Source organism: Methylobacterium sp. D54C (genome assembly GCF_053345595.1).
Genome location: NZ_JBKFAK010000021.1, coordinates 58,617 through 72,472, shown reverse-complemented (window position 1 = coordinate 72,472; position 13,856 = coordinate 58,617). Strand labels below are relative to the sequence as shown.

Below are 13,856 nucleotides of genomic sequence, written 5' to 3'. Positions count from 1 at the left end.
GGACCTCCTACTCCGCCGGGACCATGTGCGGCTCGGTCTCCAGCGCGGTCCAGCGGTCCGCGCGCCACGCCTTCACGCAGGCGGCGATGCCGAAGCCCGCGATGGCGACGACGAGGCCGATGAACAGCGCCGCCAGCACCGCGTCGATCCGGTCGTTGAGGATGATCTGGCTCATCTGGTCGGCGTTCTTGGCAGGCGCCAGGATCTTGCCCTCCGCGGCGGCGGCCGCGTAGCGCTCGGCGTGGGCCAGGAAGCCGATCTTCGGGTCGGCCGAGAAGATCTTCTGCCAGCCGGCCGTGAGGGTGCAGATGCACAGCCACGCGGTCGGGATGATGGTCACGAACGCGTAGCGCTCGCGCTTCATCTTGAAGATCACCACCGTGCAGAGCGTCAGCGCCACCGCGGCCAGCATCTGGTTCGAGATGCCGAAGAGCGGCCACAGGGTGTTGATGCCGCCCAGCGGGTCGGTCACGCCCTGGTAGAGGAAGTAGCCCCAGGCCCCCACCGAGATGGCGGTCGCCGCGATGCTCGGCCCCCACGACGTGGTGTTCTTGAACGACGGGATCGCCAAGGCGACGAGATCCTGCACCATGAACCGGCAGGCGCGGGTGCCCGCGTCCACGGCCGTGAGGATGAACAGCGCCTCGAACAGGATCGCGAAGTGGTACCAGAAGGCCATCATGGCCTTGCCGCCGATGGCCGACGAGATGATGTGGGCCATGCCGACCGCGAGGGTCGGCGCGCCGCCGGCCCGCGAGATGATCGTGTGCTCGCCGACGTCGGCGGCGGTCTGGGTGATGACCTCCGGCGTCGTGGCGAAGCCGAGCTTGGTCACCGCGGCGGCGGCGGTCTCGGGCGTCGTGCCGATGAGGGCCGCGGGCGAGTTCATGGTGAAGTAGACGCCCGGGTCGATCACGCAGGCCGAGACCAGCGCCATGATCGCCACGAAGGATTCCATCAGCATGCCGCCGTAGCCGATGAAGCGGGCGTCGGACTCGCTGGCGATCAGCTTCGGGGTGGTGCCCGACGAGATCAGGGCGTGGAAGCCCGAGACCGCGCCGCACGCGATGGTGATGAACAGGAACGGGAACAGGCTGCCCGCCCAGACCGGGCCGGTGCCGTCCACGAACTTGGTGACCGCCGGCATCTGCATGTGCGGCGCCACGAAGGCGATGCCGAGCGCGAGGCCCACGATGGTGCCGATCTTGAGGAAGGTCGACAGGTAGTCGCGCGGGGCCAGCAGCAGCCAGACCGGCAGGATCGACGCCACGAAGCCGTAGCCGATCAGCATCCAGCAGAGCTGCGGGCCCGTGAATGTGAAGGCCGGTCCCCAGACCGGGCTCGCCGCCACCGAGCCGCCGGCGACGATGGCGAGCATCAGCAGGACGAAGCCGAGGATCGAGACCTCGCCGATCTTGCCCGGGCGGATGTAGCGGGAATAGACGCCCATCAGCATGGCGATCGGGATCGTCGACATCACCGTGAAGGTGCCCCAGGGGCTCTCGGCGAGGGCCTTGACGACGATCAGCGCCAGCACGGCGAGCAGGATCACCATGATCAGGAAGGTGCCGAACAGGGCGATGATGCCCGGCACGGTTCCGAGCTCGGCCCGGATCAGCTCGCCGAGCGACCGGCCGTCCCGGCGCATCGACACGAACAGGACCATGAAGTCCTGCACGGCGCCCGCGAGGACCACGCCGGCCAGGATCCACAGCATGCCGGGCAGGTAGCCCATCTGGGCGGCGAGCACCGGGCCGACCAGCGGGCCCGCGCCCGCGATCGCCGCGAAGTGGTGGCCGAACAGGACGCCGCGGTTGGTGGGCACGTAGTCGAGCCCGTCGTTGTGGCGCACCGCGGGGGTCGCGCGCTTCGGGTCGAGCCGCATCACCTTGTCGGCGATGAACTGGGAATAGTAGCGGTAGGCGATGAGGTAGACGCAGACCGCCGCGACCACGATCCAGAGGGCGTTGATCGTCTCGCCGCGCTGGCTCGCCACGATCGCCAGCGCCGCGGCGCCGAGCGCCCCCACGAGGGCCCAGGGCCCGTGCCTGCCGATCGCCGAACCCATGTCCCACTCCCTGACCGAACGCCTCGCGCGCGGGGCCACGCGCGGGGGGCTCCGGCTGGGACTTCGTGGTCCCGGGCTACACGGGCGGGTTATCCTATTGGTCCGCCGTTGACGCAAGCGATCCGAGCTGTGATGCAGCGTCGGCGGCGGCACGACGCCCAATCTGTCACATCGGGTCCCCCGGCACGGCCCCGACCCCCTTCACGGCCCGGCTGCCGAGCTCCGTCGCCGCCCGCCGTCGGAGATGGAAGGGCGCCGGCGCGGTCGGGCCCGCGAGGAGCGCACGACAATGGCGAAGGTCGCATTCCTGGGTCTCGGCGTGATGGGCGGCCCGATGGCCGGACACCTCGCCAAGAAGGGTGGCCACGACGTCACCGTCTACAACCGCACCACCCCGAAGGCCGAGGCCTGGGTGAAGACCTACGGCGGCGCCCACGCGCCCACGCCCCGGCAGGCCGCCGAGGGCGCCGAGATCGTGTTCGCCTGCGTGGGCAACGACGACGACCTGCGCAGCGTCGTGCTGGGCGACGACGGGGCGCTCGCCGGCATGAAGCCCGGCGCGGTGTTCGTCGATCACACCACGGCCTCCGCCGAGGTCGCGCGGGAACTCGCCGCGGCGGCCGAGGCCAAGGGGCTCGGCTTCATCGACGCGCCGGTCTCCGGCGGCCAGGCGGGCGCCGAGAACGGCGTGCTCACCGTGATGTGCGGCGGCGACGCGGCGACCTACGCCAAGGTCGAGGGCGCGATCGGGTCCTTCGCCCGCGCCTGCCGGCTGATGGGCCCGGCCGGCGCCGGCCAGCTCACCAAGATGGTCAACCAGATCTGCATCGCCGGCCTCGTCCAGGGCCTGTCGGAGGGCGTCCACTTCGCCAAGCGCGCCGGCCTCGACGTCGAGGCGGTGCTCGACGTGATCTCCAAGGGCGCCGCCGGCTCCTGGCAGATGGAGAACCGCGGCAAGACCATGAACCAGGGCAAGTTCGACTTCGGCTTCGCGGTCGACTGGATGCGCAAGGACCTGGGCATCCTGCTGGACGAGGCCCGCCGCAACGGCGCCAAGCTGCCGGTCTCGGCCCTCGTCGACCAGTTCTACGCCGAGGTGCAGGCCATGGGCGGCAACCGCTGGGACACGTCGAGCCTCGTGGCGCGGCTGGAGCGCTGAGGGCTCTCAGCCTTCGCCCGGAGCCGAGGACCGGGCAAGACGGACGCGACAGGCCCTCTCTCCCGCGCGAGAGGGGGCCGCACCGGTCGCGGCGCCGCGCGCGCCGGTCTCGCCCGGCGGGTCGGGCGCTCGCCTCAGAACAGTTCCTCGACCCCCGCGGATTCTGGATCCACCCAGCGCCACGCCTCCCCCATCTGGTGGCGGAACCACGTGACCTGGCGCTTGGCGTAGGCGCGCGTATCCGCCTGCCCCCGGACGATCGCCGCTTCGAGGCTCATCGCCCCGTCGAGGTGGGCGATCAGGCCCGGCACCCCGTGGGCGCGCATCACCGGCAGCATCGGGTCGAGATCGCGCGCGCGCAGGCGGGCGACCTCGTCCAGCGCCCCCTCGGCGATCATGGTCCGGAAGCGGGCGTCGATCCGGGCGCGCAGCACCGCCCGGTCGGGTGCCAGGAAGATTCTTTGGAGGTTCCGGCCGGCGAGCGGCCCGGGCACCGGGTCGCCGTAGAAGCTGGCGATCGGCCGGCCCGTCGCGAGAAAAATCTCCAGGGCGCGCATCACCCGCATCCGGTCGCTCGGCCGCAGGCGGGCGGCCCCCTCGGGATCGTGCCGGCCGAGCTCGGCGTGCAGCGCCTCGGTCGGGCGGCCCTCGGCCGCGTCCCGCACCTGCCGCCGCACGACGTCGGGCACCGGCGGCAGTTCCGAAAAGCCCTGCTCCAGCGCCCGGAAGTACAGGCCGGTGCCGCCCACGAAGACCGGCAGGCGCCCGCCGAGCGTCGCCAGCAGCGCCGCCGCGTCCCGCGCGAAGTGCCCCGCGGAGTAGTTCACGGCGCCGTCGACGTGGCCGTAGAGCCGGTGAGGCACGCGCGCCTCCTCGTCCGGGTCGGGCCGCGCGGTCAGGCGGCGCAGGTCCGCGTAGACCTGCATGGAATCGGTGTTGATCACCACGCCGCCGTGACGCTCCGCCAGCCGGGCGGCCAGCGCCGACTTGCCCGACGCGGTGGGCCCTGCGATGAGGACCGCGGCCGGGCGCCCCCCGGCTTCCCCCCGGTCTGGCGGCAAGGCGAAACTCCACGATGCTGGTCGCGGTCCTGATAGCAAACCCGGATCGGCCGTCCATCACCGACGCGGTGCTGGCCGAGACGCGCGCCGTGCTGCGGACGGAGCACCAGCCCCGGATCCTGCACGGCGAGGTGGCGGCCGAGCTGCTGGTGCCGGGCGAGCCCGCGGCCGCGGCGGCCCTCACCGACAGGCTGCGCACGGCGCTGGCCGGCGAGCCGATCGACCTCGCGGTGCTGCCCGCCGACGCGCACAGGCGCAAGCGCCTGTTCCTGGCCGACATGGATTCCACCATGATCGAGCAGGAATGCATCGACGAGCTCGCCGGGACGCTCGGCCTCAAGGACCACGTGGCGGCGATCACCGAGCGGGCGATGCGGGGCGAGATCGCCTTCGAGCCGGCCCTGCGCGAGCGCGTCGCGCTCCTGAAGGACATCCCGGTCGGCGCGGTCGACGGGCTGATCGCCGAGCACCTGACCCTGACCCCGGGCGGCGGCACGCTGGTGCGGACGATGCGGGCGCACGGCGCCCAGACCTGCCTGGTCTCCGGGGGCTTCACGCTGTTCACCGGCCCGATCGCCGCGATGATCGGCTTCGACGAGCACCGGTCCAACGTGCTGGGCGTTGCGGACGGGCGGCTCACCGGCCTGGTGGAGGACCCGATCGTCGGGAAGGCCGAGAAGCGCGCGACGCTGATCGCGCTGCGCGGGCAGCTCGGCCTCGGCGCCGCCGAGACCCTCGCGGTCGGCGACGGCGCCAACGACCTCGACATGCTGGGCGAGGCCGGCCTCGGGGTGGCGTTCCGGGCGAAGCCCGCGGTCGCGGCCGCGGCGCGGGTCCGGGTCGAGCACGGCGACCTCACCGCGCTCCTGTACCTGCAGGGCTACGCGGCGGCGGAGTTCGTGGGGTGAGGCTCAGTGGAGGGTGCGGGTCAGGGCGATGACCGCGCCGAGCACGGCGAGCGTCTGAAAGCCGATCGCGCCGACGAGCCAGCGCACCGTCTCGACCTTCGCGGAGGCGATCGCGCCCTTCACGGCCTCGATGTCGGCCTTGGTCTCGAGGCGCAGACCGTCGATGTCGGCTTTTGTGGATAGGCGGAGGGCTTCGATATCCGACTTGGTCGACTGACGAAGACTGTCAGAATCCGCCTTGGTCGAGATGCGAAGCCCCTCGATATCCGCCTGGGTCGTGAGTCGCAGTGCCTCGATGTCGCCGCGGGTCTGTATCTTGAGGGCTTCGATATCGCCGCGGACGATCTGCAGTTCGGCCTGCACGTCGCGAATGTCGGCCTTCGTCGCCAGATTCCCGTCGAAGACGTCCACCAGCGCGTCGGCCAGGCCCTCCGCCTGCTCGGGCGACAGCTTCGCCGTCTCCCGCAGGGCGCGGGCGAATTTCAGGGTGTCGAACGCAACGGCCGTCATGGGTCCGAACCCGCCCGAGCCGCACCGACTCGCGGCCCCAGTGTGCCGTGCCGCGGCGCAGCGTCAATGTGGGACCCCTGAACGCGCGAGGGCCGCCGCCCCCCGCGGAGCGACGGCCCTCGGCGACGCGATGAGACCGCTCAGTCGAGGCCGACGGCCACGAAGCGCACGTCGCCGGTGGCGCCCGCCACCAGCAGCAGGACCGACTTGCGCCCGTCCTTCTTGAGGGCGTCGATCCGCTTGGTCACCTCCGCGGGGGTGCTGACCGACTCCTGGCCGACCTCGACGATCACCTCGCCGGGCTGGATCCGCTTGTCGGCGGCGGTCGAGTTCGGGTCGACCCGGGTGACGACCACGCCCTTCACGGTGTCCTTGATGGAGTACTTCTTGCGCAGCTCGTCGGTCATGCCGGAGAGGTTGAGGCCCAGCGCCTGCCGGGTCGCGCTCTCGGGCTCCGGCTGGCGCAGGTTGGCGAGCTGCGGCTTGTCGCCGTCCTCCAGGCGGCCGAGGGTGACGGGCTTCGTCACCTCCTCGCCCTTGCGCATGACGACCACGTCGACCTTCTGACCGACCGGGGTCGAGGCGACGATGCGCGGCAGGTCGCCCGAGGCCTTCACCGGCGCGCCGTTGAACTTCAGGATCACGTCGCCGACCTCGATCCCGGCGGTCTTGGCCGGTCCCTTCTCGTCGACGCCGGCCACCAGGGCGCCCCGTGCGCCGCCCTTGAGGTTGAGCGCCTCGGCGGTGGTGTCGTCGACGTTCTGGATGCGCACGCCGAGCCAGCCGCGGCGGACCTCGCCGAAGTCGCGGAGCTGGTCGATCACGGGCTTGGCCGTGCCCGACGGGACCGCGAAGCCGATGCCCACCGAGCCGCCGGTCGGCGACAGGATCGCCGTGTTGATGCCGATCACCTCGCCGTCCATGTTGAACAGCGGGCCGCCGGAATTGCCCTTGTTGATGGCCGCGTCGGTCTGGATGTAGTTGTCGTAGGGTCCGGACTCGATGTTCCGGCCCCGCGCCGAGACGATGCCGGCGGAGACCGAGCCGCCGAGCCCGAACGGGTTGCCGATGGCGATGACCCAGTCGCCGGGCCGCATCTTGTCGGAATCGCCGAACGGCACGGCCTTCAGCGTGCGGTCGGCCGGGGGCTTCACCCGCAGGACCGCGAGGTCGATCTTCGAATCCTTGCCGACGATCTCGGCCTTCAGCTTCGTGCCGTCGTGCAGGATGACCTGGATGTCGTTGGCGTCGCCGATGACGTGGTTGTTCGTCACCACGAGGCCGGCGGAATCGATGATGAAGCCGGAGCCGAGGGAGTTCGACTTGCGCTGCTGACGCGGCCCGTCGCCGTCACCGCCGCCACCGCCGCCGCGGCCGCCGCGCCGGTTGAAGAACTCCTCGAACAGGTCCTCGAACGGGGTGCCCGGGGGCACCTGCGGCCCGGCACGGCCGGCGCGGGCCTCGACGGTGGTGGACGCGGAGATGTTCACCACCGCGTCGGTGACCTGCTCGGCGAGATCGGCGAGGGAGGCCGGCCCCTTGGCGAAGGCCGGCACCGGCAGGGCGGCCGCGGCCACGGAGACGGTGACCGAGGCGCCGATCAGGATCGAGACCATCACCGCGCGGGCGCGGGAGCGGGGCCGCGCCGGGGCGCGGTCGAACGGCGCCTCGGGGGCGCTCGCGACGGGGTGCATGGTCGACCTCTTCATGAACGCGTTTCCGGTCCCGCGGGCCCCGACCGATGGCCGATCGCCCGCGGGTTGTCCTGCACGGTAATCCCCGGGCGCCGGGGCGCCAACGGGCCCCCTCAGCGCGCCGTCCCCGCCGTGGAGCCGGTCGTCGAGCCCGTGGTGGCGCTCGGATCGGCCGGTCCGCGCGGCCCGCGGGCGGCCGGGGCGGGTGCCCGGCCCTGCGGATCGCTGAAGAAGCGGAAGAAATCCGTGTTCGGGCTGATCACCAGGCGGGTATCGGATCCCTTCAGCCCGCTCTCGTAGGCCTGCATCGAGCGGTAGAAGCTGAAGAAGTCCGCGTCCTTCCCGAACGCGTCCGCGAGGATGCGGTTCTTGTCCGCGTCACCCTGTCCACGCAGCTGCTCGGATTTCTGCGTCGCCTCGGCGAGGATGACCGTGACCTCGCGGTCGGCCTTGGCGCGGATCGTGGCGGCGATCTGGTCGCCGTTGGCGCGGATGTCGGCGGCCTCGCGCTCGCGCTCGGTCTTCATCCGCCGGTAGACGGCGGCCGAGTTCTGCGCGGGCAGGTCGACGCGGGTCATGCGCAGGTCGACGATCTCGATGCCGAGCGCCTTGGCCTGCCGGTTCACGTCCTCCTGGATCTGGTGCATCAGCTGCCCGCGATCGGTCTTCACGATCGCGTCGCGGGTCGAGCGGGCGAGCACGTTGCGCAGGCCCGAATTGGTGAAGCTCGCGAGCCGCTGGTTGGCCAGCCCGATATTGCCCACCGCCTGGTAGAAGCGCAGCGGATCGACGATCCGGTAGCGGGCGAAGGCGTCCACCTCCAGGTTCTGCCGGTCGGCGGTGAGCACCGTCTGGACCGGCAGGTCGAGGTCGAGCACGCGCTTGTCGAAGACGACCACGTTCTCCATGAACGGGATCTTGAAGTACAGGCCGGGCTTGTCCTCGCCGGTGGCGTTGAGGACGGCCCGGACGCGGCCGAACTGCAGGACGAGCGCCTGCTGCATCTGGCCGACGGTGAAGATCGAGGCGTAGAGGCCGATCGCGACGATGGCCGCGACCACGATCAGGCCGGTGCGGAGAGCCTGTTTCATCGGGCAGCTCCCGTCTGGGTCTGGGCGCGGGCGCCGAACTCGGAGAGCGGCAGCACCGGCAGCACGCCGGCCGCGGTGGCACCGCCGGGCTGCGTCCCGTTCTGGTCGATGATCACCTTGTTCACGGAGCCCAGGACCTTCTCCATCGTCTCCAGGAAGATCCGCTCGCGGCTGATCGCCGGGGCGGCCTTGTAGGAGGCGTAGACCTCGCTGAAGCGCGCGGCCTGGCCGGTGGCGTCGGCGGTCGCCTTCGTCCGGTAGGCCTCGGCCTGCTGGACGATCTGGGACGCCTTACCGCGGGCCTGCGGCACCTCGCGGCTGGCGTAGGTCTTGGCCTCGTTCTGCGCCGTGTCGGCGTCCTGCTGGGCCGCGTTCACGTCGATGAAGGCGGGGCGCACTTCCGGCGGCGGGTTGACCGAGACGAGCTGCACCACCTCGATGCGCACGCCGGCGCCGTACTCGTCGAGCGCCTTCTGGACCATCTCCTTCACCTCCTGGGCAATGCTCGACTGCTCGTTGGTGAGGATCGCCTGGATGTTGCGGCGGCCGATCACCTCGCGCATCGCGCTCTCGGAGATCGCCTTGATGGTGCCCTCCGGATTCTGGAGGTTGAACACGAAGTCGGAGGCCTTCAGCGGGTTGACCCGCCACTGCACCTCGAAGTCGAGATCGACGATGTTCTCGTCGCCGGTGAGCATCAGGCTCTCGTCCGGCACGTCGCGGTTGCGGCCCTGCCCGTTCGGGCCGGCGCGGAAGCCGATCTGGATCGAGTTCTGGGAGCCGACATCCGGCTTCACCACCCCGCCGATCGGATAGGGGAAGTTGTAGCGCAGGCCCTCGCCCTTGGTGCCGACGTAGCGGCCGAAGATGGTCTCGATGCCGACCTGACGGGGGTAGACGGTGTAGAAGCCGGTCGCGAGCCAGATGGCGACGGCCAGGACGGCGATCACCGCCGCGCTGCGGCCGCCGCCGACGCCGGTCGAGCCGCCGCCGCCGTAACCGCCGCCCGAACCGCCACCGCCGCCCGGGATCAGACCGCGCAGGCGGTCCTGCCCGCGCCGGAGCAGGTCCTCGAGGTTCGGCGGCGTCTTGCCACCGCCGCCGCCGCTGCCGCCACCCCAGGGACCACCGCCGTTACCGCCGGGCCGGCCCCAGGGCCCCCCGCCGCCGCTCTGATTGCTCCAAGGCATCCTAGCCGTCGTCTCCTGCCTGTCCGCGCCCGGCCCACGTCCCGACCGGCGCCCCCTGCCTGAACGGCCACGCTCGCCCGCCTAGTCCCGACCATCCGGACCGATCGCACCGCGACCGCTCCCGGCTGGAGGCCTCGAGGGCCCGCACGCGCATCTTCCCGCAGGATGTGCAGGCCCGGCGTGAGCGCGCGCACCCGACAGGCACCTGCGGGCGCACGCCCCGTGCTGTCAAGGCTGGCAGGTGGGCATGCCGAGCATGGTTGGCAACTGCGACATCAAGTTAGATACGCTTCACAGAAACCGTTTGAGTCGGGGCGCTGATTCTGGATTCGCTGCGTAACAAGGGCCTGCCTACGTACCCCCACAGCGAGGCCGACATATCACCTTAACTGTTCGAGGAGATGATGCTCTCTGATGCACGCAGCCCAATGCCTGGCAGAATGAAATATTAACAAAATGAAACCGATCGAACGCACAATGCCATCGATTTCATACATTGTTGCCCGGAGCAATCCGGGCGACGTAATCGGCTGCGAGAATGAATTGCCATGGAAACTAAAAACTGATCTGAAATTTTTTAGATCAGTGACTGTAGGTCACGCCGTCATAATGGGCCGCAAAACTCTCGAATCTTTAGGTCGACCGCTTCCAAACAGAATTAATATTGTCCTTTCAACAAAAGGGGGAGAAAATCGAGACAACCTTTATTGGGCGAAATCACCAGAAGACGCCCTGTTTATAGCAGATTTTTTTTCAATTATACAGGGAAATTCTCAAATCATAGTCATCGGCGGGGCGCAGATTTATCTAGTGTTCAAGCAATTGTTCACAAAAATCTATCTGACCGAGGTTCAGCATAGAATTGACTGCGGGGACGCTTATTTTAAAGAGCGATTCGATCTGCGTGAGTGGGTCCTGATAAGCAAACAAGAATTCAAGGCGTCAGATATAGATGAGTACGATTTCAATATATCGATACTGGAACGACGCAATAAATACACAAGACACAGAAAGCTGGAAGAATTTTTAGTGAGGGAGAAGCCAGACGTTTCTAAGAAGGACCTCGAAGAATTCCCTGAAAAATTTATAAATCCTCCTGCCGAAACTAAGTCACAGGGAAATCTGTCTCTTCTAGTCGCGTAACATCTTAGAGGCGAACCCTCGCACAAGCGCCGCGCCTCGGTACTCTGGAAGCCGTAGAAAGCGGATTGCCGCTCATACCGCCACCGGGGCCGCGATGGCGGGATGCGGGTCGTAGTTCTCGATGGCGATGTCCTCGAACCGGAAGGCGAAGAGGTCGCGCACCTCCGGGTTGAGCCGCAAGTGCGGCAGCGGGCGCGGCTCCCGGGCCAGGAGGGTGCGGGTCTGCTCCAGGTGGTTCCGGTAGAGATGGGCGTCGCCGAAGGTGTGGACGAAGTCGCCGACCCCGAGGCCGGTCACCTGGGCGATCATGTGGGTCAGGAGGGCGTAGCTCGCGATGTTGAACGGCACGCCCAGGAAGGCGTCCGCCGAGCGCTGGTAGAGCTGGCAGGAGAGCCGCCCCTCGCTGACGTAGAACTGGAACAGGCAGTGGCAGGGCGCGAGGGCCATCCGGTCGAGGTCGGCCGGGTTCCAGGCCGACACGATCAGGCGGCGGGAATCGGGGTTGCGCCGGATCTCGTCGAGCACCCAGGCGATCTGGTCGACCGTGCCGCCGCCGGGCCTCTCCCAGGAGCGCCACTGCTTGCCGTAGACCGGGCCGAGATCGCCGCGCTCGTCCGCCCACTCGTCCCAGATCGTCACGCCGTTCGCCTTCAGCGCGGCCACGTTGGTGTCGCCCGCCAGGAACCAGAGCAGCTCGTGGATGATCGAGCGCAGGTGCAGCCGCTTCGTGGTGACCAGCGGGAAGCCCGCCGACAGGTCGAAGCGCATCTGGTGGCCGAACACCGAGAGCGTGCCGGTGCCGGTGCGGTCGTCCTTGGCGACGCCCGCGTCGAGGATGCGCCGGAGCAGGTCGTGATAAGCGTCCATCGCCCATTCCTGCGCGCCGGCGCGCCGGCCGGCAAGCGCGCCGCCGCCATATGTCCACCGCCGTCGCGTGGGAGCCGCTCCGGCGCAGGCCTGCGCGCGGCGCCCTGTCGGCCAAGCCGACCTCAGACCGGCCCTCAAACCGGCCAGAGCAGGTAGGTCACTAGGGCGAGGTTCGACCAGCCGTGCAGGGCGATGCCGGGCCAGAGCCGGCCGGTGCGCCAGCGCAGCCAGCCCAGCGCCAGGGCGAGGGGCAGCAGCGAGACCGGCCGGGCGAGCCCCCAGGACGAGATGTGAGCGGCGGCGAAGATGAGCGCGGTGACCAGGATCGCCCCCGCGGGTCCGACGGCCGCCCGGGCGCGGGCGAAGGCCTCGCCGCGCAGCAGCAGCTCCTCGGCCACCGGCGCCAGGATCGCCAGATAGGCGAGCCAGGCCGCGACCGCCGCCTGGCTCATGAACGGCGACAGCCGCACGTGCTGGCCGAAGCTCGCGCCGAACAGCTCCGCCGTGCCGGTGACCCAGGCGATGTGCAGCACTGGCCAGACCAGCAGGAGGCCCAGCAGCGCGACCGGCCGCATGCCGTTCGGCCGCTCGCGGTCGAGGGCGAGGCGGCGGCGCCAACCGGTCCGGTCGTGCCACCACGCGCCGCCGAGCACCAGGGCGGCGAGGTAGACCTGGCGCAGGGCGTCGATCGCGAAGGCCCGGTGGGCGAGTTCCACCGCGCCCAGGAACGGGCGCCGCTCGGGGGGCAGGAACGGGTCGATCCCGCTCCAGAGGTCGAAGCCGACGCGCACCGTGGCGAGGGACAGGAGGCTCGCCGCGCCGAGATAGACGATCACGAGGGCGACCAGGGCGCCGAGCCGCCACGTCGCGCCCCAGGCGCGCTCGAGCGGGCCCCGCGCGTCGGGGACGGCGGCGCGCGACTGCGCACTTCCGGCAACAGCCTCCCCCGGAGGCTCCAAATGAGGCGGCGGCGCGACACGATCGGGCTTCAAAACCGGACCGATCCCCTCTATATCTCGGGAGCCGGTCGCGAGGCCGGCTATGGCGATAAACGTTCTTCGCAATAAACCTATCGGACCCGGGGGCGGTACCCGGCGCCTCCACCCGAGCCCAGGACATGCTGCCGCAAGGGGCGTGATCGGAACCGGGGCTTCGGCGGGGGCGAAATAGGATCGACGAGGGCGTAAAGGTTGAGCTTTCGCTCGGCATGGTTCCGCCGTTATCGGGCCTTTGCAATAGTTGCCAACGACAACTTTGCTCCGGTGGCGGTGGCCGCGTAAGCGGTCCCCAATATCGACCTGAAGTCCTAGCGGGTAGCTCCGCATAGGCGGGGTTCGGAGGCGCCTGGCAACAGAAGCCTCCACTTCAGTCCTCGGTCCGGCCATCCGCGGCGGGGCGCCGGGCAGACCGGGCGAGAGCGCGACCGCAGATGGCAGACGACCTGATCCGCTACGACCTCCTGGTACAGGACGCCCTGCGCGGCGTGGTGCGCAAGGTCCTGACCGACGCGGCCCGCGAGGGGCTGATGGGCGAGCACCATTTCTACGTCTCGTTCCGGACGGAGGCCCCCGGCGTGCGGATGTCGCAGGCCCTGCGCGAGAAGTACCCGCAGGACATGACGATCGTCCTGCAGCACCAGTTCTGGGACCTCAACGTCACCGAGCACGCCTTCGAGGTCGGCCTGTCCTTCTCGGGCGTGCCGGAGCGCCTGCTGGTGCCGTTCGACGCCCTGTCGGGCTTCTTCGACCCCTCCGTGCAGTTCGGCCTGAAGTTCGACCTCAGCGAGGCCGGCGAGACCCCCGAGGAGGCCAACGCCGCCCCGGCCAAGCCCGGTCCCCGCGGCGCCGGCTCGGAACCCGGCGAGGTGCGGCCCAAGAGCGCCGGTCTCGCGACGATCGGCGCGGGCGCGCCGAAGGGTCTTCCCGCGCCCGCCGCCCCGGGCGAGAAGGACGCCGGCAAGACCGACGACAAGGCCCCCCGCCCCGCCGCCAAGAAGGAGGGCGAGGAGGGCAGCGCCGAGGTCGTGAGCCTGGACGCCTTCCGCAAGAAGAGCTGAGATCGCCCCTGGCCGACTCGGTCACGACCTTTCCGCTGCGAGATCCGTCAGGCTCAGGCGCGGTGAGGCGAGGCGATGGGAACGCGTTCAAATCGAAGCTCGGGGCATG

The 13,856-nt window shown here is 69.7% G+C and carries 12 protein-coding genes and 1 other RNA gene; 5 read left to right on the top strand and 8 right to left on the bottom strand.

Annotation, left to right across the window (positions count from 1 at the left end):
- Positions 1-7 precede the first annotated feature (7 nt).
- Positions 8-2,068, bottom strand: a complete 2,061-nt coding sequence (locus tag ACLBYB_RS26385; protein ID WP_447700557.1) for a carbon starvation CstA family protein — start codon at positions 2,066-2,068, stop codon at positions 8-10.
- 289 nt (positions 2,069-2,357) lie between these two features.
- On the opposite strand from ACLBYB_RS26385, the gene ACLBYB_RS26380 reads away from it, so the two are divergent.
- On the top strand, positions 2,358-3,227 hold the full coding sequence (locus tag ACLBYB_RS26380) for an NAD(P)-dependent oxidoreductase (RefSeq protein ID WP_447681994.1): 870 nt from the start codon (positions 2,358-2,360) through the stop codon (positions 3,225-3,227).
- 134 nt (positions 3,228-3,361) lie between these two features.
- Here ACLBYB_RS26380 and miaA read toward each other — a convergent pair whose 3' ends face one another.
- Positions 3,362-4,288 (bottom strand): tRNA (adenosine(37)-N6)-dimethylallyltransferase MiaA, encoded by a 927-nt coding sequence (gene miaA, locus ACLBYB_RS26375; RefSeq protein ID WP_447700556.1) that lies wholly within the window; start codon positions 4,286-4,288, stop codon positions 3,362-3,364.
- Between the two features lie 14 nt (positions 4,289-4,302).
- On the opposite strand from miaA, the gene serB reads away from it, so the two are divergent.
- Positions 4,303-5,196: a phosphoserine phosphatase SerB gene (gene serB / locus ACLBYB_RS26370; RefSeq protein ID WP_447700555.1), complete on the top strand. Its 894-nt coding sequence runs from the start codon at positions 4,303-4,305 to the stop codon at positions 5,194-5,196.
- A 3-nt stretch (positions 5,197-5,199) separates the two neighbouring features.
- Here the strand turns inward: serB and ACLBYB_RS26365 are convergent, their stop codons facing one another.
- The 4 genes from ACLBYB_RS26365 to hflK all read right to left on the bottom strand — a co-directional run bounded on the left by ACLBYB_RS26365 (position 5,200) and on the right by hflK (position 9,681).
- The gene (locus ACLBYB_RS26365) at positions 5,200-5,706 is read right to left on the bottom strand and encodes a coiled-coil domain-containing protein (protein ID WP_447700554.1); all 507 of its coding nucleotides are present in this window, start codon (positions 5,704-5,706) and stop codon (positions 5,200-5,202) included.
- A gap of 140 nt (positions 5,707-5,846) precedes the next feature.
- The gene (locus ACLBYB_RS26360; protein WP_447700573.1) at positions 5,847-7,400 is read right to left on the bottom strand and encodes a DegQ family serine endoprotease; all 1,554 of its coding nucleotides are present in this window, start codon (positions 7,398-7,400) and stop codon (positions 5,847-5,849) included.
- A gap of 113 nt (positions 7,401-7,513) precedes the next feature.
- The gene (gene hflC, locus ACLBYB_RS26355) at positions 7,514-8,491 is read right to left on the bottom strand and encodes a protease modulator HflC (RefSeq protein ID WP_020091289.1); all 978 of its coding nucleotides are present in this window, start codon (positions 8,489-8,491) and stop codon (positions 7,514-7,516) included.
- Positions 8,488-9,681: an FtsH protease activity modulator HflK gene (gene hflK / locus ACLBYB_RS26350; protein WP_331297775.1), complete on the bottom strand. Its 1,194-nt coding sequence runs from the start codon at positions 9,679-9,681 to the stop codon at positions 8,488-8,490. Before hflK ends, hflC begins: the two co-directional genes overlap by 4 nt.
- Before the next feature lie 456 nt (positions 9,682-10,137).
- On the opposite strand from hflK, the gene ACLBYB_RS26345 reads away from it, so the two are divergent.
- Positions 10,138-10,824, top strand: a complete 687-nt coding sequence (locus ACLBYB_RS26345; RefSeq protein WP_447700553.1) for a dihydrofolate reductase — start codon at positions 10,138-10,140, stop codon at positions 10,822-10,824.
- Between the two features lie 72 nt (positions 10,825-10,896).
- Here ACLBYB_RS26345 and ACLBYB_RS26340 read toward each other — a convergent pair whose 3' ends face one another.
- The gene (locus ACLBYB_RS26340; protein ID WP_447700552.1) at positions 10,897-11,691 is read right to left on the bottom strand and encodes a thymidylate synthase; all 795 of its coding nucleotides are present in this window, start codon (positions 11,689-11,691) and stop codon (positions 10,897-10,899) included.
- 134 nt (positions 11,692-11,825) lie between these two features.
- Positions 11,826-12,683, bottom strand: a complete 858-nt coding sequence (locus ACLBYB_RS26335; protein WP_447700551.1) for a CPBP family intramembrane glutamic endopeptidase — start codon at positions 12,681-12,683, stop codon at positions 11,826-11,828.
- Here ACLBYB_RS26335 and ssrA point away from each other — a divergent pair.
- Positions 12,675-13,056, top strand: a transfer-messenger RNA (tmRNA) gene (gene ssrA / locus ACLBYB_RS26330). The two genes, ACLBYB_RS26335 and ssrA, sit on opposite strands and share 9 nt — an antisense overlap.
- Positions 13,057-13,120: 64 nt before the next feature.
- The gene (locus ACLBYB_RS26325) at positions 13,121-13,747 is read left to right on the top strand and encodes an SspB family protein (protein ID WP_020091294.1); all 627 of its coding nucleotides are present in this window, start codon (positions 13,121-13,123) and stop codon (positions 13,745-13,747) included.
- Positions 13,748-13,856 lie beyond the last annotated feature (109 nt).